The organism is Klebsiella sp. LTGPAF-6F (genome assembly GCF_001753185.1).
Lineage (GTDB): Bacteria > Pseudomonadota > Gammaproteobacteria > Enterobacterales > Enterobacteriaceae > Klebsiella > Klebsiella michiganensis.
This window is the reverse complement of record NZ_CP017451.1, coordinates 233,953-255,391: the sequence shown is the minus strand read 5'-3', so window position 1 is coordinate 255,391 and position 21,439 is coordinate 233,953. Positions and strand designations below refer to the sequence as shown.

The 21,439-nt window shown below is 42.3% G+C and carries 20 protein-coding genes; 9 read left to right on the top strand and 11 right to left on the bottom strand.

The window, feature by feature from the left end; translation table 11 throughout:
* Nucleotides 1–7 precede the first annotated feature (7 nt).
* From traV to BJF97_RS30120, 9 genes are all read right to left on the bottom strand, one after another.
* Nucleotides 8–745, bottom strand: a complete 738-nt coding sequence (gene traV / locus BJF97_RS30160) for a type IV conjugative transfer system lipoprotein TraV (protein WP_004181797.1) — start codon at nt 743–745, stop codon at nt 8–10.
* A 9-nt stretch (nt 746–754) separates the two neighbouring features.
* A complete protein-coding gene (locus BJF97_RS30155; RefSeq protein ID WP_025368610.1) occupies nt 755–1,606 on the bottom strand; it encodes a disulfide isomerase in 852 nt (283 codons plus the stop codon).
* 2 nt (nt 1,607–1,608) lie between these two features.
* Nucleotides 1,609–2,073 (bottom strand): hypothetical protein, encoded by a 465-nt coding sequence (locus BJF97_RS30150; protein ID WP_004181799.1) that lies wholly within the window; start codon nt 2,071–2,073, stop codon nt 1,609–1,611.
* A gap of 2 nt (nt 2,074–2,075) precedes the next feature.
* Nucleotides 2,076–3,446 carry a TrbI/VirB10 family protein gene (locus BJF97_RS30145; protein ID WP_032437928.1) on the bottom strand — a complete coding sequence of 457 codons (1,371 nt, stop codon included), beginning with the start codon at nt 3,444–3,446 and terminating at the stop codon, nt 2,076–2,078.
* Entirely contained in the window at nt 3,406–3,924 is a 519-nt protein-coding gene (locus tag BJF97_RS30140) for a hypothetical protein (RefSeq protein WP_014386508.1), read from the bottom strand. The genes BJF97_RS30145 and BJF97_RS30140 overlap by 41 nt, the downstream gene beginning before the upstream one ends.
* On the bottom strand, nt 3,921–5,090 hold the full coding sequence (locus BJF97_RS30135; RefSeq protein WP_004026506.1) for a TraK domain-containing protein: 1,170 nt from the start codon (nt 5,088–5,090) through the stop codon (nt 3,921–3,923). The genes BJF97_RS30140 and BJF97_RS30135 overlap by 4 nt, the downstream gene beginning before the upstream one ends.
* A gap of 1 nt (nt 5,091) precedes the next feature.
* Nucleotides 5,092–5,952, bottom strand: a complete 861-nt coding sequence (locus BJF97_RS30130; RefSeq protein WP_004196647.1) for a TraE/TraK family type IV conjugative transfer system protein — start codon at nt 5,950–5,952, stop codon at nt 5,092–5,094.
* A gap of 18 nt (nt 5,953–5,970) precedes the next feature.
* Entirely contained in the window at nt 5,971–6,273 is a 303-nt protein-coding gene (locus BJF97_RS30125) for a type IV conjugative transfer system protein TraL (RefSeq protein WP_024198097.1), read from the bottom strand.
* Between the two features lie 101 nt (nt 6,274–6,374).
* The gene (locus BJF97_RS30120; RefSeq protein ID WP_004026504.1) at nt 6,375–6,743 is read right to left on the bottom strand and encodes a hypothetical protein; all 369 of its coding nucleotides are present in this window, start codon (nt 6,741–6,743) and stop codon (nt 6,375–6,377) included.
* Between the two features lie 815 nt (nt 6,744–7,558).
* Between BJF97_RS30120 and BJF97_RS30115 the strand changes: the two genes are divergently transcribed.
* From BJF97_RS30115 to BJF97_RS33485, 6 genes are all read left to right on the top strand, one after another.
* Entirely contained in the window at nt 7,559–7,873 is a 315-nt protein-coding gene (locus tag BJF97_RS30115; RefSeq protein ID WP_032437932.1) for a hypothetical protein, read from the top strand.
* A 144-nt stretch (nt 7,874–8,017) separates the two neighbouring features.
* A complete protein-coding gene (locus tag BJF97_RS33490; protein ID WP_014386506.1) occupies nt 8,018–8,686 on the top strand; it encodes a hypothetical protein in 669 nt (222 codons plus the stop codon).
* A gap of 55 nt (nt 8,687–8,741) precedes the next feature.
* Nucleotides 8,742–9,506, top strand: a complete 765-nt coding sequence (locus BJF97_RS30110) for a hypothetical protein (protein ID WP_070083074.1) — start codon at nt 8,742–8,744, stop codon at nt 9,504–9,506.
* Between the two features lie 127 nt (nt 9,507–9,633).
* On the top strand, nt 9,634–10,812 hold the full coding sequence (locus BJF97_RS30105; protein ID WP_004196657.1) for a hypothetical protein: 1,179 nt from the start codon (nt 9,634–9,636) through the stop codon (nt 10,810–10,812).
* A gap of 41 nt (nt 10,813–10,853) precedes the next feature.
* Nucleotides 10,854–10,982, top strand: coding sequence for a hypothetical protein (locus BJF97_RS35435; protein WP_004196653.1), 129 nt, complete (start codon nt 10,854–10,856; stop codon nt 10,980–10,982).
* A gap of 257 nt (nt 10,983–11,239) precedes the next feature.
* Nucleotides 11,240–11,608 (top strand): YuiA family protein, encoded by a 369-nt coding sequence (locus BJF97_RS33485; protein ID WP_228706715.1) that lies wholly within the window; start codon nt 11,240–11,242, stop codon nt 11,606–11,608.
* Here the strand turns inward: BJF97_RS33485 and BJF97_RS30100 are convergent.
* Nucleotides 11,579–12,806 (bottom strand): IS3 family transposase gene (locus BJF97_RS30100; RefSeq protein ID WP_148722765.1). Its coding sequence is split into 2 segments (ribosomal slippage): nt 11,579–12,491 and nt 12,490–12,806, totalling 1,230 coding nucleotides; the frame shifts between segments, so codons are not numbered across the junction. The genes BJF97_RS33485 and BJF97_RS30100 overlap by 30 nt on opposite strands.
* A 386-nt stretch (nt 12,807–13,192) precedes the next feature.
* On the opposite strand from BJF97_RS30100, the gene BJF97_RS30090 reads away from it, so the two are divergent.
* The gene (locus BJF97_RS30090) at nt 13,193–15,631 is read left to right on the top strand and encodes an Ig-like domain-containing protein (RefSeq protein WP_070083073.1); all 2,439 of its coding nucleotides are present in this window, start codon (nt 13,193–13,195) and stop codon (nt 15,629–15,631) included.
* On the opposite strand, the gene BJF97_RS34870 is transcribed toward BJF97_RS30090, so the two are convergent.
* Nucleotides 15,603–15,758 (bottom strand): hypothetical protein, encoded by a 156-nt coding sequence (locus tag BJF97_RS34870; RefSeq protein ID WP_153908803.1) that lies wholly within the window; start codon nt 15,756–15,758, stop codon nt 15,603–15,605. The two genes, BJF97_RS30090 and BJF97_RS34870, sit on opposite strands and share 29 nt — an antisense overlap.
* 3,153 nt (nt 15,759–18,911) lie before the next feature.
* Here BJF97_RS34870 and BJF97_RS30065 point away from each other — a divergent pair.
* Nucleotides 18,912–20,159: a ParA family protein gene (locus BJF97_RS30065; RefSeq protein ID WP_004181813.1), complete on the top strand. Its 1,248-nt coding sequence runs from the start codon at nt 18,912–18,914 to the stop codon at nt 20,157–20,159.
* On the top strand, nt 20,159–21,169 hold the full coding sequence (locus BJF97_RS30060; protein ID WP_004181814.1) for a ParB family protein: 1,011 nt from the start codon (nt 20,159–20,161) through the stop codon (nt 21,167–21,169). The genes BJF97_RS30065 and BJF97_RS30060 overlap by 1 nt, the downstream gene beginning before the upstream one ends.
* Nucleotides 21,170–21,439: the final 270 nt, after the last annotated feature.

Genomic DNA, 21,439 nt, shown 5'->3' with positions numbered 1-21,439 from the left:
CGTGTGGCTAGAAAGAACTACCGGTAACCCCATTCGCCGTTACGCCTTTAGTACTACGTTGCTGCTGCTGCATGTTGTCACGAGCGCGTTCCTGAATTTCCAGTGGGACAATTCGCGCCGGATTTTTTAATGCTGAATCACCTGCCACCCACGTTTGAGGCTTAACATTGACATATACATAGCCAGGGAGGTTCAAAGCGTCGTTATCGTCTGTGTAAGGCGCGATAAGCACACGCATAACTTTGCCTTGTCTTAACACAGCCAGCGGCTCAGGAGCGATAACAGCTTGTCTCGTACCCTGTACCTGATACTGACGCTCTTGATATGAACTCAGCGTTGGGTTTACCGGCTTGCCATCAAATTCTGAATACAGTCCCTTTCCTGCTGGTACGCGCTGCTGCGACACATAACTCGCTGTTGTCAGCGGCTTCACCGGCTTAGAAGTTCCGGTGAACAAGGGTTTAGGGCCAGCACTTACTACCGGTTTCTTTGGGTACTGCACGCCCGGTGGCGGAGTCAACGACGTTGGATATTTGCTATCTGCAATATCCTGCTTTCCCTCATCACCTTCCTTTTTTAAATATTTGAGATCGTCATGATTGTTAGTTGCTTCCATAATTGCCCGTGGCCCCATACACAGCACACCTTTTTCAATACCTGGGCAGCTGCTCTCAGATTGACCTATGCACCCTGATAAAGAAGACACCGCAGCAACAGACATGAGAAATTTCGTGATGTTGTTCATTTATATACCTTATTTGTTAAAGGGATTTTTAAGCAAAGGTTGTAAATTCAGTTTTAACCAGTTTTTATAATCAGTCGGTAATCCATTGCCCAACACTCCATCTTCACGAACTACAGATGGGATGCCTTGAACGTTATAAATGGATGCCAGGTATAGACCTGTAACAATAGGTTCAACTGAACAATCTTTCAGATTTTCATGAGGAATAAGCCGGTTGTTTATATCTTTTGATTTTCCTAATAACGACTGAAGAATATCGTAATTGGTAATTTTACCAGCTTTAACAGAGCACCACATTTGTTTTACCCGTTTAGCTGATTCGCCAGGGCTGGGTAAAATAACAATATCAAAGCGAACAAGTTCCCTTTCTTCATTCATCTTTTTCAGAAAGTCAATACAATCTTGACAATCAAGAGAAATGAATATAACTGCCTGTCGTTTGAGGGACGGATTCCCGAACTGGATAGTAAAGGCATCCTCAGGTTTGAACGGTGCTTCGTTCAATGGTAAAAAGTAACTTTCTCGGATATCTGATATCGATTGAACTTGTTTTTTCCTGAGAACATCATAAACTTTACCTTCTGAAAAAGAGTAGCGACCCGTTGTGGTAACTAGGGTGAGGCCACTTCGCTGATCCTCAAATAAAAAAATCCCACCCGTCGGTAAGTAGACAGCATCCTTTGGCTGGTAAGGACTAAGCTTGCTAACTAATCCCCTTGACGACTGATTTAAAGCGAGACCATTTTCAGCAGCAGCGCGTGTTAACGCCGCAGCTTCTGCATCATACTTATCAGCTGCAGCAGAATGAGTTGAATTGAGTAGTGCTATACACACGAGCAACTTGATAAGTAACTTTCTCATAATCACTGTTTACCCTCAAAATATTTAGGGTCTATACCATATTCAGTCAGTTCGCTTTCTACTTCTGATTCATCTATGTAAGCTACTTCATTTACTGTTGATGGTCGTGTAATGACATAATTCATATCGAGCACCAGGAAATCACGTGCCCGGTAAAGTGCCATCAACTTGCGAATATAAGGGAGATAACCTTCACCTTTTCCATTGTGTGCTTTTAAATACTGTTCATTTAAAGCAGAAGGGTTAAGAACGGCAATTTTTACGCTCTTATGAAACAGTCCTACTCCTTCATTCATTCTCTTCCCAATATACACTGAAATACATACCAGGATAGCGACGACAATGATGATTTTAACAGCCTTTTCGACTAAAGAATAAGACAGTGAGAATGTCAGGCTTTTCTGTTCGCTTGACACTTTTTCAAAATCAGCGTCATGTTGGTCTTCATCTTTAACTGGTTGAGTCATGTTTATTTCGCCGATAAATTGGTTGGGATGGATGCACCACTAAGAACGACAAAAGTCGCATTAATACCCGGAGAAAGCTCTACAACTGGCCACTGCTGATCAATCATGTGGGTATACCAGTCTGTCAGCTTGTTTAATCCTCCTGAGACCATACCGCTTGCACCCACAGCGCCAAGAGCACCAATATTAGGTCCCTGGTATTGTGCTTGTGAGTTAGGGTCGATATTCAACTGGCTAACTTTGCTTGGGCTCAGTCCCTGCGCCAGCGCACTAAGTCCACCTGCAAAAGCACTACCCATAATGGCGTTACCGTTTCTGGAGATAAGCGTACCTTTGATACCGGCTTTACCATCGATTTCACTAACAGCGTATGCCTCCAATTTGATATCAAAGCTTTTGCCTTTAGAATTAACACAGCTCAGACTAGTTGTGCGGATATAGACTCGTTCAGAAGCCATATCTCCACGAGCAGTACCTAAGAGGTTGCAGTCACGTAGATCCATTCTGTAGTTATTGGGTAAAAACACATCGCGTTTAACCCTGAACGTTACTCCCAAAGGTTCTTCTTGAGACGACAATGATGTCGGCGCTTCAACACCTGTCACCAGAACTGCATACAGTTGAGACGTAGCAGGCAAATACTGGTCTTCAGCACGCTTTGAGTGGCGAGCATTGCTATCAACCGGCTTAGTACCATCTCCTGCGATAGCAGCTCCAGGTCCAGCTTTAACGACCCGCTTTTGATTCGCGTTAGTAATGTTCTTTTCAACAATTGGTGTGACTTCAAGAACACCGTTATTGGCCGTGGTAATGCTGTTGCTGGTTATAGTGCGTACCAACTGAGTGCGTTGAGGCGCAATCCCTCCTGCAACTGGTATTTCCTGATTGCGATTCCCTTCTGCATTACGGTTTAGCTGATAGGCTGGATTTTGCTGCTGATTTTCATAGACCGGCTGGCCTACGCGGTTATCAAGACTACGATTGCTCGCAGGTCCCTTTCCATTCTGCATATCAGAGATCTGTTGGTTCAGTTGCTTAATTTGGATTTTAAGTTCAGTCAGCTCACTGGAATTTTCGGCCTTATATTTTTCCATTTGCTTTACCTGATCCAACATGTTTTGTTGATCTTTACGGTTTTCCTGCTGAACTGTTTGCAAAAACCTTTTCTGACCTTCTTCATCCATATTGACGATGGAAGAAGTGTCAAGCAAGTTAGTCACAGGCTTAATTTTTTTAGCTTTCTTGCTCGAATCATCTCCGCCCATAAGCGTGATGGTTACCATCACAAGAGCCGCTAATGCTAGGACAAGCAAAAAAGCAATTCGAATTGCTTTATTTTCTTCCCACAATTCCTTCAGCTTCAAAGTTTTCATTATATTGACCTTTATTACTTGGTGGTAAATATCTCTTTACCCTCAATGACCTGACCTTTTCATCTATCTGCGGTACAGAGTAAGGAGGCTCAGCCCGTAAATTTTTGAAAACGTTATTTTCGAGTTGCTCATAGAACTGACTATCACTATCCAGTTCAATGTGAGGCAACTCTATTGCCTGTTCATTGGTTTTCTGATCAAGTGTGGTGATGCTTTTTTCATCAAAACTTTCATCCGGTTTTGAATCAAAGCTACCCTTTCGAGTGAAATCCTTATCAGATAGCAATTTGTCAGAGTCATATACCTTAAAATCATCAAAGCCAGGGGGCGCTGATTCTTGCACTGTATATTCCGATGGCACAATTTGAACTATCGCGGTGCGTTCCTTTGCTAAATTCCCTATAAAAAACCCCATCCCTAGACCGACACTGAACAAAATGCCCCAAGTGAAAATTGAAAAGTTACTTTTTTTTGTCATTCATTAATCAGACTTGGTCGTTTAGTTACACGTGACTCCCGTTCCTGATAAAGCTTGTCACGAAGGATATACAGCTCAGTTTTTTCACCCGGTTGTAAGAATGCTTTATCAAAGATTGCGGTAGCAATCACACCTGGTGTTATGCATTTTTGGTCATCAACAACCGATGGATATGTCAGTGTGTTTTGCACAAGAATGACATCAACCAGTTCACGAGCCCCAATAAGACGTTGCCCAAGTTTTGCGTAAAAATTAAACCGGCAAGGGGATTTTTCGTTATTAGGTATAACCGAAAGTTTATCTAGTTGGAGTGCAAAACCGGTAGGTACCTCACCGTTAGCAACGGGATAAAGAATATCTATTATCCTTTGTTTGCGGTCATCCTGAGCAATAGCTTTTTCGTCAAGCTCACCCGATTGCGCTTTTTCAAGAAGTTCTTTATTTGTGTTTTCAGCGATATGGCGATCACGTTCAATGGCCATGTTTCGCGTTAACTGTGTTTGAACACGAATCATAGCTCCCGGTACATCGATGGGGATCAATGTCAGGTTATATGTTGATTCAGGAACCCCTTCTTCGGACAACATGATACCTATAGGCGCATCTTTTACAGTTGTTATAAAGACACTGCCACCTTCTACATAGATGGTTGTATCTTCTGACGGTGCAGTTGTAGAAACGCTTACGTTCTTAAAAGTCGTCTGGATACGGTTTTGTAAACCTAATGAAACAGGGAGAACAATGTTTCCACCCGGCGGCACCGTGACGTTTTGCATTGGCTGATACCGTTTTTTTGCTTCGTTTACCGCTTTCTGCCCAGGCCCCTCAGAAGGGGTATTGTTCAACAGGGAATCGGTCATTGACCGAACCGCTGGTGAAGAAGCACTCGCTGGTGAAAGTCCGGGGGCAGCAGGTAGTGCAGTTGTCGGGCGGTTCGAATTAACAGGCGGCTGATTGCTGTCAATTGGTGGTTGATTAACAGCCACTGTCCCCGGAACTTGTTTAACTGCATTAGTTACAATATTCATAGCTTCGGCGGAATCTGGTGGTTCATCGAAAGCTTGTGTATTCACTGCCGACGCCGGAATACTGAACGGTTCATCTGCATGAACAAATGGAGCCAGCACGTTTAATGTGATTAGTATACCTAAGAGTTTTCTTTTCATATTATTGAGCTTCTGCTTCGTTCAGTTGCTTGTTCATATCGGTATTTTCAGTGAACTCTTTTTCCAATACCTTCCCGTTAACTGTGACTTTTTTGATATTAGGGGTCCCTGAATACTGGTTCAGATACAGTATTCGAGGTCGCCCACTTTTCACACTCAAAACCATCTCGTAAGTCCAACGCTCAGTTTGTTCCTTATCAGAGACGTTTAGGAATTTAGTTTTGCGAGTACCCCATACATAAAGAACATTATCACTGGGTAAAAAGTTGACGTCCTCTGCAACAAATGTTTGATCAACCTTTCTTGCAAGCATTAAATCCGAGGCTTTTTTGAGTTCTGCTTCTAACTCGCTCTGTTTAGATGCCGGAAACATCTTAAGAATATAACTGGTAACGAAAGTAACATTTTTAGGGTTAATGTTCCCCAATGTGGTTGCTATAAATAGCCCCCATTGCGTCTTATATGACTCACTTGCCTTACTTCCGGCAACGGAAACTTCCTCAGTCATATCCGGAGGGATGGCAATGACCTCAGTTGTGGAAAAAAAGACCACTTTAATTACCAAAAGGCCAGCAATCACCGTCAATAATCCATTGTTTAAGATTAATTTTTTGTCACGCTGAATTAACTGACTGTAGGTAAGTTCAGCACCCGTTTTCTTCCCTTTTTTAGGAGGCTCGAGTTCTTTTGACAAATTCAGGATGGACTTATGACGCTGAATTTTATCATTGCTGTAACTTTCAGTTTTTTCATACTGGACGTCGTCAGCCTCATCATCCTTTGATTTATCAACTGTCTTCTTCTTCGGTACAAACCTGAAGAAGTTCATGACGTTTTCTAAAAGTGACTTTTTCTCGTTCATAACTTCTCCGGGGTTAATTTAGCTGTACAGCACTCTCATAAAGGGATCAGAGAAATATCGACTCTGGTAAACAGTTCTTCCAGGAAGAAAACCATTCCACCAAAGTTTATGTTTCAATCTCCCCCGTACAGAGCTTTCCTTAGCTTTGTTGTATGAGACCCAGTAAACAACTGCGGTTACTGTGGCTATCGTCATGCATTCAAAAATGTTCCCGAATGCCAGGAGTCCCATAACAACACCAATCTGCTTTGCATCAAAAAAGAGAATCAGCAAAGGTAAATTAATCCGGTACGGAAAGCGGTATGTGTAGTTATTTTCCATTCAGTTACCACCAGTAGTCATCATGCTGTCTATTGTACAGGTAATAAAAAGGGGACTTTCGTCCCCAAATTGTTGTTTTGCTCGTTTAGCAAAAATTTTTTTTAAAGCACAACACCCGCATCAAGGAATCCGGTGATGATTTTTTCGCCGTTAGCCAAAATCATCATCATTAGGAATGAAACGAGTGCCAAACCCGGGTTCGGACGGCCGATGGAGAAGTAGAATGCAGAGATCAGCATACATGCGGCCAGGGCCTTCCCGGGCGCGCCACTTAAAGCTTCTGAAAGTTGGGTCCAAATTTCACCCAAGGCTCCGTCATCCCCGCCCGCCAAAGCAATAGATGAGAACAACGCAGCGCACAACAGCGCAATAAATACCTGGAACATTTTATTGCTAAGCATATTACGCAGGCTTTCAGCCAGAGTGTAGTTAGCAGTAGTGCCGCTCATAGCCATTGATTTCTGGATCATTGTGAAACTCCTGAATGCGAATATTGTATATGTGTTCTGGTGACTAACCAGCAATTGGAGAATACCCTGGGTTAATTTTTGATTTTCAAACTAAGGAACAAATTTTTTAAACAAAAAAGAGAAAACGCTGAAGTTATAAAAGTTACTTTTCAATGAGTTTTTTTCTTATCGACATGTCATTATCAATTAGTTACAAAATTCGCCCTGTTTCATTCATTTCACTTTGCCAAAGAAAACATATTGATTTTAAAGTAGATTTTGACAACCTCTTTTCTCCCGTAATCCTTTTTATCCTCCTGTACATTCTTGGTTTCTTCGAAAAAGTCACTTTTTTGTCCATGCAAACACTGTTTTTGCGATCATAAAAGTAACTTTTGGACCTGATAAATTTCGATGTCCTTTAAAAAAGTGACTATTGGTCACCATCTTAATGTTCACTTCTTGAGCAAGGACAACCAGGGAGTTGAGAAAAGTCACTTTTTGGCTGTGATACAGTTCAGGTGTTAATTTTCCCCTTCCAGCTTAACAACCATAATTAGTGGGTCATCAAAAGAGGCGCACAGATCCTCCAAAAATGGTCCTAGAATGTAGAGAAAATGGAGAAATTTTGAATAATTTGTAACCCACATAACATATTGATCTTTAATAGTTTAATGTTATTTTTGGAATAATTATCTAAATGACTACGGTTACACATAGCACTTTGGAACATAATCAGCTATAGAAGATAAAACTTATGCTTTTACCCTCTTCCCATGGGCCATTTCTAAATGTAAATTTAGGAGAATTCTTATGTTTGTCATGAAAGGAATATCATGAAAAGTCGGATGGTAGAGGTCGCTGGGTTAAATCTTAAAATTACCATACATAACAACATGTTAGCTTTGAGTTATAATATTGATGGGCTCAGTATTTACAATTCAAGTCGTATTATTCGCAACTCAAAACTAACCGAATCTGAGATTTTCGCAAGAATTGGCGCTGATTTGGTTGGCAAAGTTTTTTCTGTAAATATCAAGCAGATAAACAACATCGTACACTCTAATGTCTGCGTAATACCTATACAGACTCAAGCTAAACAGGTTAACTTTGCGGCTGGAGTAATGGCGTCTTGTTTCAAGAATTTCTGATTAATAGTCTAGATACCATAGGGATAATCGGAAGTATTATCGCTCCCCTGCTCGTGATGTCAGCTGGTTCTGGTGACATAAAAATACCCCCTTACCTAGCGATCTTTTCCTGATAGGATAGGAATATTTGTGAGGGGGGTAAATATGTGGGTCACAAAAGATAATGAAATTATCTCAGATGCTGAACCGGATTCAGACGGTTTTATGGAAGTTCGCCGTCCATGCCCTGACTGTTTAGGTTCAGGTATAAACTGCCTCCAGTGTGCGGGTTCTGGCTCATTGCCGGCTGTTATGGAAAAAGTATATCCTGTGTACGAGTGGGCTTCTAAAAACTCTCTACAGATGCCATTTAAATCACCTGAACAAGCACTTATTAAAAGCTTTCTTAAAGTTATTTTAGAGGCACCCAATCAGGGTAAAAGTAATTTTTACTCAGCACTCATCCAAAAATTGGATAAAAGTTACTTTCCTACAAAGTTACAATTTCGATGTCTGAAACCTAATGGATATAGAAAAAGTTCAGCAGTCAGCCTTCAAGTACGGCCCTTTACTGCCAAAATCGGTACCAAACTGTATCTGGCTCTCACCGTAATTAAAATTCAGGTGCTCACCAGAAAATGTTCTTCTGAGAGTTTTTCATCTTTACTTTTGGAGACCTCTGACCACCGGCATTTTATTGCTTATGATACGCACCCATCAGGGTTTATTCTTGGTAATATAATTAATTGCAATGTCCAAGTTGTTAAACGACTCTGGGTTAATAATATGAGTATATTGCTGGTGAAAATGATTTCATCTTCTCTGATTAAGTGACAGTGGTTACCAAACACAAGTTATAAGTCTTTTAAAGAGGCAATACTTACTCGTTATGAATAGTCATAAGAATTACAAAGAGTTAGGGTTATTGCAGGATTTTTTTAGAAAAAACCATAAAGCTACCTTTAATTGTGATCAAAATAAAGTTGAGATCACCTCTAGTGATATCACTCCACTTCTTGTTAAAGGTAAAAGTAACTTTCAACAGGCTAAGTTTTGTTTATCCGGACCGGTGATGCATTTACGGTATCAACCTTTATGGTTTGCTATTTTGCTGGGACTGAACGCTAGACAACCAATCCATCAAGAACTTCAGTTCAATATTTCACTTGTTGAACTTATAGAAAAATCGGGACGTGTTTGTCAGGCACTCGGAATCAGGCAAGTCAACTATACACTTGCTGAAGTTTCTTACTTTTTGTTGCTACTCATAGAGTTCAGAATCGAGATACAAAAAAGTAATATCTGTCAGACCTGTTCGGTTTTTACAGAAATCAGTCACGATATAGATTTTCAGTCTATCAGCATGGCTAGTGTTACTATCAATCCTAGAGTGGTTGACAAACTTTGGGAACTGGCTAATTCGGCGTCAGTTTTTTTGACAACTCTCTTTTTTGCCAAGCGCCCGGAACTATACAGCCTACTGCAAAAGTTACTTTCAAAAACTGAAGAGGTTTCCCTTAGCGACATTGCTCCTGCAACGTTGCAACACGTACAGTTGTTATGCCGTCATGGCCTCGTCACTTACACTAAAAAGCATAAAATACTTGATATTCATAGTGTTAGTGTTTTAATTGAAGGTCTCCACCCATTGTAAACAACCAGTAAAAGTAACTTTCATAAAAAATTTACCAAACTGGCTTTTTTGACCACATAGCGAGAAACTTTTACAAAATAATACTGTACAGTCTAATTTCAGAAATGGTTCAGTCATAGGTAAGAAAATGAAACAAACAGCTGACTTTTTTATCTCTACAGAGCGGAACGGGAGGCTAGTCAAAAATTTGCGTGAATTTAGTGACGCAAATCCTGACATTTGCCACAAAGCGGTTAATGGCCAACCGTTTATGATCGACCCAAGGGCATTAGTGTTAGTTCCAAACTGGAACTGCCGTGAGATGGGTCTGGGAGAGGCATACTACAAATTACCAAAACCTGCCGAGCATATTCAGAATCTTAAAAAAGCATTTCTGAATGGGGCAGACATTGACCCTATAACTGTCGTTATTGTTGACGGTAAACCACTTGTTCGACAGGGGAACTGTCGTACAAGAGCTGCGCTTTTGGCTCAACAAGAATCAGGTCTCCCCATCCTAGTTAGATTGCGTGAGTTCCAGGGTGACGAGATAGAACAAGAATGGCATTCTCTGGATGGGGCGAAATCTCTCCCCCTTTGCCCCGTAGGTCGCGGCATTGCCTATAGCAGACTGGTAAATGATGCCGGGATGTCTGTTGAGCAGGTTGCACAACGGGAAAACATTTCTGAAATGGCAGTTCGCCAAATCATTTCTCTTGCAACCATCGATGACGAATTAAAGACGTTGATTAGTCAGGATGTGATTTCGTACACACTCTGTCTTGAATTAATTCGTGATCTTGGTGAAAAGGAAGCTCTTGATAAAATTCGGGCCGACCTAAACGCAAAGATAATGGTTATTAATAGTTCCACCGGGAGTGATACCCTTCCTCTGAATGTTGCCGAAATAATTAAGTCTCATGGTAGTCCTAAGGCTGTCAGGGTCACTAAATCTTCACTGGGAGTGCAACCAATTCCTCGTAAACTGGCACAAAATCTCGCAGCCAGTACTAAAGAGGTTTGCAACAGATTACGAGCCTCACTTCCCTCTTCGTTTGATCTCAATCAGATTGGACCCAACGAAAAAATAAATATTGAAGTTGACAGACATCTAATTGAACTTATATTTAATTCAGATGACTCTATTCGTGGCCATGAAGCTAAGCTCGAGCGTAAAACAACAAAGGGAAAACTTTCTAGTTCTGCCCCATCAGTAACATCAGAGGTAAACTCTAATGCGCTGCCAGCTAATGATCCTATGGAGGAGCCCGCTTCAGAAAGTCAGGAAAACGAATTTTCGCTATTGAATTTACATTCCGCAGTTTGAATTTAAACAACGAGATAATTTAAATGATAGAGGGTTGGGCTATGTCTGATAGTAAAATCAACGAGATGCAGGGAATTCCCCCTTTTCCAGAAAATGGAGAACCTATTGCAGTATTGGTTCCCCCGGTAGCAATGAATAATTTTCCGTTGGCTAATCCAGAAGAGGATTAACTACTCTTTGAACCTACTCGTCTTTAAAGTAAGGGGCTATTTTACAGCTCCTTATTTTATTGTAACTTAACCTTAAAATACCCCTCTATCGTTATAGACACTGAATAAAATCAATTCCGCTGTTTTTATTGAATGTTTTTGATTTCTATAGATTAACTCCTTGTTCTCCCTTTTTTGTATTTTTAAAATAGGGTATGTACAAGCCTTTTTCATTTGATTTAATTGTGTCATACATAACGAGATGGTGGGGCCTATCCATGACACATTCGAATGAAAGATGGTATTCAGTTGACGGTCAGTTAATTGATAATAAACTTGTTTTCAATATTAATGAATTCAACGGCACTGCTCGGTACGAAAAAAATTTTATCTGCTCATATTGTAAAGGCTCAGGTCGTCATCGTATCAGTTATGCAAATTCTTCAGGAAAATGTTCCGCGTGTAAAGGTACGGGCAAACAAGGTACCTTAATAAAAGAGTGTTTCACCCTTCAAATGCTTTTTAAAAAGAATTATCTAGCTGCTAAAAAGATTGTTTCTTCACGACACTGGCGTGAGAGTCAAGGAAAAAATTTATCAGCCCTTGTGGATTGGCCCCTATATTTCCAGACACTTTTTATCGCTTAACCCATTACTGGTTCGCCGCCGCAGATATTCCCGTGGCGAACGATATCCCAGTGCACTGTGCGGATGCCATTCGTTGTAATGTTCGAAGGCCTCGGCAAGGTTCTTTGCCGCTGTTAACCCGTCAGGTTTTGGCATGATGCTGATGTAGTCGCGCTTCATCGTTTTCACGAAGCTCTCCGCCATTCCGTTGCTTTCTGGACTACGTACCGCCGTATGTTTTGGCTCCAGTCCTACCATTCTGGCGAACTGACGCGTCTGATGAGAACGGTAGGCTGAACCGTTGTCTGTCAGCCACTCAACGGGGGATGTCGGCAGCCTGTTACCGAAGCGACGCTCTACTGCACCCAGCATGACGTCCTGCACGGTTTCACTGTCATATCCACCGGTACCTGCCGCCCAGTGAAGTGCCTCGCGATCGCAACAGTCCAGCGCGAACGTGACCCGCAGTTTTTCACCGTTATCACAGCTGAACTCGAAGCCGTCGGAGCACCACCGCTGGTTACTTTCTCCAACGGCCACTTTCCCTCTATGCGCCCGCTTCGAGGGCGGTATTGCCGGTTTACGCTCAAGCAGCAGCGCATTCTGACGCATGATGCGGTATACGCGTTTGGCATTGATCACCGCCATGTCGTCAGTTTCTGATTGTCTGCGCAGCAGTGCCCATACACGACGATAACCATAGGTGGGCAGATCGTCGATAACGGTATGGATACGAGCCAGCGCTTCAGTATCATCAGGCTTACGCTTGCACCGACGATCCTGCCAGCCCTTCGACCGACGGGCCATGGCATGCAGTTGCGCACGTGAGACCCGGAGGCAACGACTGACAAGGCTTATTCGCCATCCTCCGGCAACAAGGGCACGTGCGCTATCCACTTTTTTGTCGGCCATATTCAACGGCTTCTTTCAGCAGCTCGTTTTCCATGGTTTTTTTGCCCAGCAGGCGCTGTAACTCTTTAATTTGCTTCATTGCAGATGCCAGCTCCGACGCGGGTACAACCTGTTCACCCGCGGCAACCGCAGTGAGACTGCCTTCCTGATATTGCTTACGCCACAGGAACAGCTGACTGGCAGCAACGCCATGCTGACGGGCGACCAGCGACACGGTCATTCCGGGCTCAAAACTCTGCTGAACAATGGCGATTTTTTCCTGAACGCTGCGCCGTCTGCGCTTCTCTGGACCTAGAACATCAATCATTCGGACTCCAACGACTAGTCTAAAACTAGTATTAAGACTATCACTAATTTAAGTGATACCAACTGTCTGGAGATTCATGGGGCCAGTCTACCTTGAGAGACAAATCATGTCTTCAAGCAACAAAAACCCCTTCCTTAAAAGCCTTACGCTTACGATTCAAAGTGGTCGTCATCTTTCAACTAAGCAGATTGCTGTAGCAGAAAGTATCCTTTCCCAACTTAGCTGAACCTCCGAGTTAAAATGTCACTATCAAAAGATGGTGACATTTCTTTCTTTTGCTCTCTTATGTCGGAAACCCAAAAATATCACATGATACTATTCTCGTATAGACCTATGAGTGTCTTTGAAAAGTAACTTTCGTGGCTTCTCACATAAAAAGGTTTCCTATGCGCTTTTCACTATTCTTAAATCATTCTGCTTTAGCTTTGAGTCTCTCAATAGCCACGAGCATGTTTTCCAACGCCCAGGCCCGGGTATACGAGTACACCTTTACAGATATCAATGGGGCGCAAAAAAGTGTCCCTGAAAGTGCGCCCTATCTTAATCCACATGGGAATTTTAACGCTCTCCTCATTGGTGGCTTGGACCAACAAATCCGCTTAACCGTAACTCGCGATGCTGATAACAGTGCTGTTTACAGCACAACAACAAGTATCATCTCTGTTGATGACAGGATTTCTTCCGCTAATGGAAATATGTTTTACGGAAAGACTGTCACTATTCCACCTATCAGTGATGGTCGTTACACCATAAAATCTGAGATTTTAGACTCAAAATCGACCGTTGTTTCAACAACATCCCATCCTTTTATAATAGATACGGTTGGCCCTACGTCTGATAACTTCTCTGTACCATGGATTCCTGGGTACAACATGGTTGTAACGGGACCTCGCTGGGAACTTGGCCAAGGTCAAGAATCTGCCATAAATCTTGCAATTAAGAATATCAATGATCTATCTGGTTTTGATAAGGCTATTGTTCAAATAATAAAACCAGATGGATCAATACAATCCAGCTATACAATGGCCTACGACGATGGGTCAAGAGCTGCTACAGCCCCTATAACTAAAGGTGGTGGAGCGATAGCTAAAGCTACATGGATGCCAGTGTCGGATGCCGATGTAGAGTTTCGCTTTCGAGCATTCCTTTATGATAAAGCCGGAAATGTTACTCAAGTCCCCGACCAAAAATTTGTATTTGATTCTTCTGCAGGTGAATATGAGCTATTTGCAGTTGCAGACCCCAATTCTTCAACTAGTGTTGTTCCCGGCATTTCGTCTGGCTACATTAAATATTCAGCAGGGATGACTGTTAATACTAACCCTGTTACTCTTGTGTACAAGATTCCCAAACATAATTATAGGGCTTATAACAAAGCTGGTTTATCCTTCGGTTCTTTGCTTACTGAAGATAATAGTTATGTATATATAAAACAATCCACCCCAGTTGGTACATCATTTACTATTCATAATGGATACCAATACGGAGGAGGTAACGCTTCGTATAATGTTAAGTTAAGTTCAATCGCTCCGAAATCCCCATCAATAAAATCCTACTCAGCAAACTTTTCAACAATTGGCGATTTTTCTGCTGGCACAATGAAATTCACAAACATAGATTTGCCAGGTGAGTATCAAAGTATAACTGTGTTTGTAGACCCTAGGGATTATGTGCAGTCATTTTATAACCTTACACAAGGCTACGAAGTTTGTACTATTGAGCCCGGAGAAAGTTCTTGCACTGGTCCTTTTTCATACGCAATAAATAAGGGGAATGGCTACATAGCTCATTATTTTATAGTTCGCAATCAAGATAAGACACTTACATCAAATCAATTTGAGATTCGTAGCATCTGGAATACGGATTTAATACCTAAGATCACAGGGTATGATTACAAAGAAGAGAATAAATCTGTCCTTGTTTATGTCACACAACCCGGCAATGGCAATTGGCGTGATGTCTTGATGCTTTCTAAGCTAGAGATACTGGATACAATTTCTAATACGGTTCTTCTGACGGGCACAAAAGCCGCGATGTCTGGAGAGGACTATACTTATGCATTTGATTTATCGGCTATACCTGAAGGGAAGTATGATTTAACCTTCAGGGCCACTGATACTTTTAACAACAGTTCTCAGTTGCCGTTCAGATCTCTTATCATAGATAACTCCCCTCCTTCAATTTCATTTTCGTATGAAGGGAAACCACTGTTATCAGAAAGTACAGTCTATGGATTAGAAAACATCTCAGTAGCTGTATCTGATGCTTTAAGTAAGTCCAAGATCTCTCAAATGGTTCTTCAAGGAGGCCCTGCATCAGATGATGTAGAATTAGGATTTACCCATAACACAGATGGTTCATACACACCACTTTATCCTCGTTTGTTTCCTTCACTTGATGAAAAAACTGATAAATACACACTTGTAGTTAAAGCTATAGATGATGCAGGTAATGAGTCATCAAAATCTATCCGTTTTGCATATTATCCTAAGAATCTCATTGTTCTTGATAAACTTAATACCCTTGCGGTTAACAAACCTTTAAACCTTTCTTCAGGTGAACCTCTGGCTGTTCTTAAAGCAAGTCAGTTACGCCGTAATGATGGTTCCTTAGCAAAAGGCGTACAGACAGCTTTAATTACTGTTAGGGGTGACTCAGCATTCCCAATTAGTGTTATTGGAAACCTTGTTTCTCCAGGTGAAACGAAAGAAATTCAAATAGATTTAGGTTCTGTAGGAAATGACGTTGTTGTCCCTATATTCCCAGGAGTATCTGGCGTTGTCGGTGCCTCCGGTTTTATTGTTGAATTCCCTCAACTAAAATAATTATTAACCACGCCAAAAACCAGCTTCTGGCTGGTTTTTGTATTTTTTTAATAAAGATGGCTGATATGCCTAGCCCCCTCCCCTTTTCTTTTACATGACCTGAAAACCCATCTTCTTTTTTTTTCACATATCCTCCCCCTTCGATATTTACCAGTCATCCCCTGAGCTTCCGCAATTACCTGAAGTGATAATATGCTGAACACCCCCCCTCTTCCCGGTGATTTACTTGTGACTTAACTTACTCATGAAGACCTGTATGAATAAAATCATCCCGTTATTCGCAGCTACATCCCGGAAGCCTCTAAATTCTGATGATGCCCCACATATGCAGTACGATCCCTGTTCGCAGTCGTATATCTTAAGCCTCAGCGGATTCCTGATGCGCAGCAGCTGAAAACAACCCCCTTGTTCGCAGTCAGATACCTTAAGCCTCATCAGACTCCTGATGTGCAGCAGTTGAAAACAACCCCGTAGTTCGCAGTCGGATACCAGAGTCACAGCAGACTCATAATGTGCAGCTGGTGAAAACAACCCCGTAGTTCGCAGTCGGATACCAGAAGCCACAGCAGACACATAATGTGCAGCCGGTGAAAACAATCCCGTTGTTCGCAGTCAGATACCTCCAGCCTCATCAGCCCCCCGATGCGCAGCAAGTAAAACCCCATGTTCGCAGACGCATACCTGAAGCCACAGCAGACTCATGATGTGCAGGATGTGAAGACAACCCCGTTGTTCGCAGGCTGATACCTGAAGCCACACCAGACTCATAATGTGCAGCCGGTGAAAACAACCCCGTTGTTCGCAGTCGGTTACCAGAAGCCACAGCAGAATCATGATGTGCAGCTGGTGAAACAACCCCGTTGTTCGCAGTCGGATACCTCCAGCCTCATCAGACTCCCGATGCGTAGCAAGTTAACCCCCCTCAGCATGTCCGCAGTCGGACCCGAAGCCACCACAGACTCATGATGTGCAGCAGGTGAATACAACCCCGTTGTTCGCAGTCGGTTACCAGAAACCACAGCAGACTCATTATGTGCAGCCGGTGAAAACAATCCCGTTGTTCGCAGTCAGATACCTCCAGCCTCATCAGCCTCCCGATGCGCAGCAAGTTAAACCCCATGTTCCCTGTCGGATACCAGAAGCCACAGCAGACTCATTATGTGCAGCTGGTGAATACAACCCCGTTGTTCGCAGTCGGATACCAGAAGCCACTGCAGACTCATGATGTACAGCAGGTGATAACAATTCCCTGTTCGCAGTCAGATACCTCCATCCTCATCAGACCCTTGATGCGCAGCAAGTTAAACCCCCTCAGCTTGTCCTCATTTGGTTACCTGAAGTCTCTTCAGGCTACCGATGTGTAGCCAGTTAAACCCCTTGTTCGCAGACGCATACTTGAAGCCACAGCAGACTCATTATGTGCAGCTGGTGAATACAACCCCGTTGTTCGCAGTCGGATACCAGAAGCCACTGCAGACTCATGATGTACAGCAGGTGATAACAATTCCCTGTTCGCAGTCAGATACCTCCATCCTCATCAGACCCTTGATGCGCAGCAAGTTAAACCCCCTCAGCTTGTCCTCATTTGGTTACCTGAAGTCTCTTCAGGCTACCGATGTGTAGCCAGTTAAACCCCTTGTTCGCAGACGCATACCTGAAGCCACAGCAGACTCATAATGTGCAGCCGGTGAAACAACCCCGTTGTTCGCAGTCGGATACCTCCAGCCTCATTAGACTCCCGATGCATAGCAAGTAAACCCCCCTCAGCTTGTCCGCAGTCGGATACCCGAAGCCACCACAGACTCATGATGTGCAGCAGGTGAATACAACCCCGTTGTTCGCAGTCGGATACCAGAAGCCACAGCAGACTCATAATGTGCAGCCGGTGAAAACAACCCCGTTGTTCGCAGGCTGATACCTGAAGCCACAGCAGACTCATAGTGTGCAGCCGGTGAATACAAACCCGTTGTTCGCAGGCTGATACCTGAAGCCACAGCAGACTCATAGTGTGCAGCCGGTGAAAACAACCCCGTTGTTCGCAGTCGGTTACCAGAAGCCACAGCAGACTCATAGTGTGCAGCCGGTGAAAACAACCCCGTTGTTCGCAGTCGGTTACCAGAAGCCACAGCAGACTCATGATGTGCAGCCGGTGAATACAAACCCTTGTTCGCAGTCATTACGTGAAACCTCAACTGACTGATGAAGTTCAGCCAGTGAATAAAACCCCCGTTATTCGCAGACGCATACCTGAAGCCACAGCAGACTCATGATGCGTAGCGAGTTAAAACAACCCCCTTGTTCGCCGTCATTAAGTGAAGCCTCTACTGACTGATGAAGTTCAGCCAGTGAATACAACGCCGTTATTCGTAGTCGTTACGTGAAACCTCAGCGGATGAATGATGTGAAGCCGGTGAAAACAACCTCGTTGTTCGCACTATACTCATGTGAGCCTCTCGTAACTCATGAAGCCCCATAGATGATTTCAACTCCTTTTTATAAAATCGGCTATCTGAATCCTCAGACTATTCCAGATATCTTGCAGATAAAACCATCCCGCTGTCTGTTCGCAGTCGGCTATCTTAAGCCTTATCAGATTCTTGATGCTTGCAGTTGTAAAAAACCTTTTGTTCGTAATCGGATCCCAGGATTCTCTGGACACCCATGAAGTCCACAGATGAAATGCAACTCCGCTGTTCGCAGTCTGGTCATTCGTGCCCATGGAGACTCATGAAGCCCCACAGATGCAATCAAACTACGTTTCACAAAGTCGGTATCAGAATCCACAGAAGAATCCTAATGCCTTGTAGATGAAAACCCATTGTTCGTAGTCGGCAATTCTGGTCTGGAGCCCCAATAAGTTGAACAGCCATGTTTTCGACCTCGAAATTTGGGAAGGTATACATCGTTAAACCGGCCTCCAGTAGTTAGGTGAAAGAGAAGGGCAGAGCAGGGCAGGGCAGGGCAGGGCAGGGCAGGGCATGGTAAAGGGGTGGCATAGTCATTTGCGCCCATGGGTTCTAGCTAAATTTTAAAAATTGAGTATGGATGGCTGGGAAAAAGTCTCAGAATTCACCAAATCTGTGAATTTTGCCTAGTTAAATTAGATTTCTTTTAATATCAATGCCTTGAGAATTATTTGTACATTTCTCGCCCAAAAAATGACTGTGCACGAAATCTCATTTTTAGCGCATGATGTGATAAAAGTGCATTGTAATGCACTTTTACCTTGTAATACGCTCAATCCTCATGAATAATGTGAAGACTAACCTAAGGAGAGATCATGAGCATATTAGATGATATTCGTACTATCGGCCTAAAGATGAAAAATGAACAAGCAAGCCTCAAGGAAATAATCTTGGAGTCGAGTCGGGTTGATGTTTCGGATGAACAAGTCGATGGCTTAGATCGTCTTATCTATAACCATTGTTTAAATAAAAAAACTCTTTCGGACTTCTTTGGTAAATCAAGAAACACTTTTAGTAGAATTCTTGCTGAACTACATGAGAAAAAAGTGATCGGTGAACCTATCTTCCAGAATAAGAGTCACCTGTATACACGTTGGGATGTTCAAAAAATAATGGAAGCGATGGGCACTATTCAATATCGTGAAATGTATTTGCCCCGAGTTATTGTTACGGAAAACCATAAAGGTGGGACAGGTAAAAGTACAACAACAGCAACACTTGCTACCGCGGCCGCTTTGGATCTTAATCTGAATGCAAAAATCTGCGTAATTGATCTTGACCCCCAAGGCTCGTTAGGCAATAACCTTATCCACTCAACTAGTGAAGATAGTGTTTACCTAACCATAACCGATGTTCTGCTTAGTGAAATTGAAGATAATGACTTTACACAATATATAAAACAGGGATATACGGAAGCACAAATTATTGGTGCTATGGCATTTTCAACCCATCTCCCTAACATGGATGTTATAACTGCATTCCCGACAGATGATAGATTTACTGATAAATATTGGAGCCTCGATAAGGAGGCAAGACTCAAACTTCTGACACGTTTTCGTGATGTGGTTATACCTGTATTAAAGGAAAAATATGACCTTATATTTATAGATACTCCGCCACAAGATTCTCCAATTATTTGGTCAACAAACGAAGCAGCTGATGCAATACTTGTTCCCATTACACCACGAGAATATGATTTTGCATCAACCACAAACTATATGATTACGATTTCTGACCGACTTGAGCAGCTTCCATCTAAGGGAACAAATATTAAATGGATAAATGTTCTTGCAGTAAACGTAGATGATAGAAGTCAACATGAGATTCGTACTTTAAATAAACTAGTAAGAACTGTACGTGATCGGTTCATGACAACAAATATTAAACATTCAGAGGCTTTCGTTGCAGCGGCTGAAAAAGGTCGTACTGTACTCGATATTAAAAAATCAGAAGAACTTTGTTCTTCAAAACAATATGATATTGCTGAAATGTCGGTTCAGTCGGTGTATCAACAACTTATCAATGAAATTAAAAGCTTCTCAGTTAGGGAGGAGGGTAAATAATGAGTGATGTTGAACGCGGTACAAGCAAAGACAAATACTTAACCGGAAACAGCAAACGTACATTTGTCGATCAAAAAAGCGGACTTCCACCTTTACGTACTTCTCCTACACAGAAGCGACTATTTACTCTAGCAAATGGGCGTAAAGTTGAAGCTCGCTACGTTGTCGTCCCTGGCTCAGAAGTTGCTAATAAAACGCTCGTTCATGAACTAAACCCACGAAATCAAGAGGCAGTTGACGATCTCTCTACAAGAGAAATTCTTCCTTTAATTAAAGAGAATGGGGTTACAACTGAAGCTATTGCCGTCTACCGGGACGGCCAATTTTACCTAATTGAAGGAAGTAGGCGTCGTTTCTGCTGCATAAAATGTTCGGTTGATTTACCTTTATGGGCCTTCGATGTAGAGGTTAGCCGTGAAGATGTCGATTGTATTGTTAATGCTGCACAAACGGCAAAACGATTCTCGTATCGTGAAGTTGGAATTAAATACCTTGAAATCATGAAGAATAAGGGTTTTAAAACTAATGAGGAACTTGCTTCTTATCTTAATATTGGTATTGAATCGATAAGAAAGAGAATTCAGGCTGCAAAAATCAGTAAAGAACTTATTAGAATATTCCCAGATAGTGAGGGGATACCTAATACTTATTATAGTAAATTGGCTAGAATTGAAAAAACCGCTAATGCTAATAACATTCCTCTGACAGAGCTAACATCTGAAGTAGGGGCGGATGACAATAAAATTACTAACATTAATGATATTGAGGAAGTTCAGAAGTCAATTTTAGATGGTTTACATTCAGTTCTTAGTATTCTTTGTAATGATGTAAATAAACCGCAAAAATGGACAGTGACTGATATTGCTGCTTTTGATAATAAGGATACTTACGCTAGGGTAAAAAGAAGCGCCGATGGCCAGAAAGTAAGCTTTGAATTTAAGCGTATTGGTCAATCAACAATAAATGAGATTGAACGCTTAATTAAAGTTAGTATTAGCAAAGCAAAATAATTATTTTATTTTTAGTCATGATTCTTTAACAGGGATCATGACTTTCTCATTTATGCAACTCACATGTACGACTTTGACACTGGAGGTTCTAACAGCTTTCTGTTCCACTCTTGGCAGAGAAGAATCCCTTTGCTCAAGTCCATCTCTTGGTGCTCCGGCAGCTTTCAGAAGCATCGTTGACTAAAACAACCCCATTGTTCGCAGTCGGATACCTGAAGCCACCGCAGACTCATGATGTACTGCAGGTGAAAACAACCCCGTTGTTCGCAG

Excerpts from the sequence above, each read along its gene's own strand:
- traV (WP_004181797.1), bottom strand. The coding sequence starts at position 745 with ATGAACAACATCACGAAATTTCTCATGTCTGTTGCTGCGGTGTCTTCT.
- BJF97_RS30155 (WP_025368610.1), bottom strand. The coding sequence starts at position 1,606 with ATGAGAAAGTTACTTATCAAGTTGCTCGTGTGTATAGCACTACTCAAT.
- BJF97_RS30150 (WP_004181799.1), bottom strand. The coding sequence starts at position 2,073 with ATGACTCAACCAGTTAAAGATGAAGACCAACATGACGCTGATTTTGAA.
- BJF97_RS30145 (WP_032437928.1), bottom strand. The coding sequence starts at position 3,446 with ATGAAAACTTTGAAGCTGAAGGAATTGTGGGAAGAAAATAAAGCAATT.
- BJF97_RS30140 (WP_014386508.1), bottom strand. The coding sequence starts at position 3,924 with ATGACAAAAAAAAGTAACTTTTCAATTTTCACTTGGGGCATTTTGTTC.
- BJF97_RS30135 (WP_004026506.1), bottom strand. The coding sequence starts at position 5,090 with ATGAAAAGAAAACTCTTAGGTATACTAATCACATTAAACGTGCTGGCT.
- BJF97_RS30130 (WP_004196647.1), bottom strand. The coding sequence starts at position 5,952 with ATGAACGAGAAAAAGTCACTTTTAGAAAACGTCATGAACTTCTTCAGG.
- BJF97_RS30125 (WP_024198097.1), bottom strand. The coding sequence starts at position 6,273 with ATGGAAAATAACTACACATACCGCTTTCCGTACCGGATTAATTTACCT.
- BJF97_RS30120 (WP_004026504.1), bottom strand. The coding sequence starts at position 6,743 with ATGATCCAGAAATCAATGGCTATGAGCGGCACTACTGCTAACTACACT.
- BJF97_RS30115 (WP_032437932.1), top strand. The coding sequence starts at position 7,559 with ATGAAAAGTCGGATGGTAGAGGTCGCTGGGTTAAATCTTAAAATTACC.
- BJF97_RS33490 (WP_014386506.1), top strand. The coding sequence starts at position 8,018 with ATGTGGGTCACAAAAGATAATGAAATTATCTCAGATGCTGAACCGGAT.
- BJF97_RS30110 (WP_070083074.1), top strand. The coding sequence starts at position 8,742 with ATGAATAGTCATAAGAATTACAAAGAGTTAGGGTTATTGCAGGATTTT.
- BJF97_RS30105 (WP_004196657.1), top strand. The coding sequence starts at position 9,634 with ATGAAACAAACAGCTGACTTTTTTATCTCTACAGAGCGGAACGGGAGG.
- BJF97_RS35435 (WP_004196653.1), top strand. The coding sequence starts at position 10,854 with ATGTCTGATAGTAAAATCAACGAGATGCAGGGAATTCCCCCTTTTCCA.
- BJF97_RS33485 (WP_228706715.1), top strand. The coding sequence starts at position 11,240 with ATGACACATTCGAATGAAAGATGGTATTCAGTTGACGGTCAGTTAATT.
- BJF97_RS30090 (WP_070083073.1), top strand. The coding sequence starts at position 13,193 with ATGCGCTTTTCACTATTCTTAAATCATTCTGCTTTAGCTTTGAGTCTC.
- BJF97_RS30065 (WP_004181813.1), top strand. The coding sequence starts at position 18,912 with ATGAGCATATTAGATGATATTCGTACTATCGGCCTAAAGATGAAAAAT.
- BJF97_RS30060 (WP_004181814.1), top strand. The coding sequence starts at position 20,159 with ATGAGTGATGTTGAACGCGGTACAAGCAAAGACAAATACTTAACCGGA.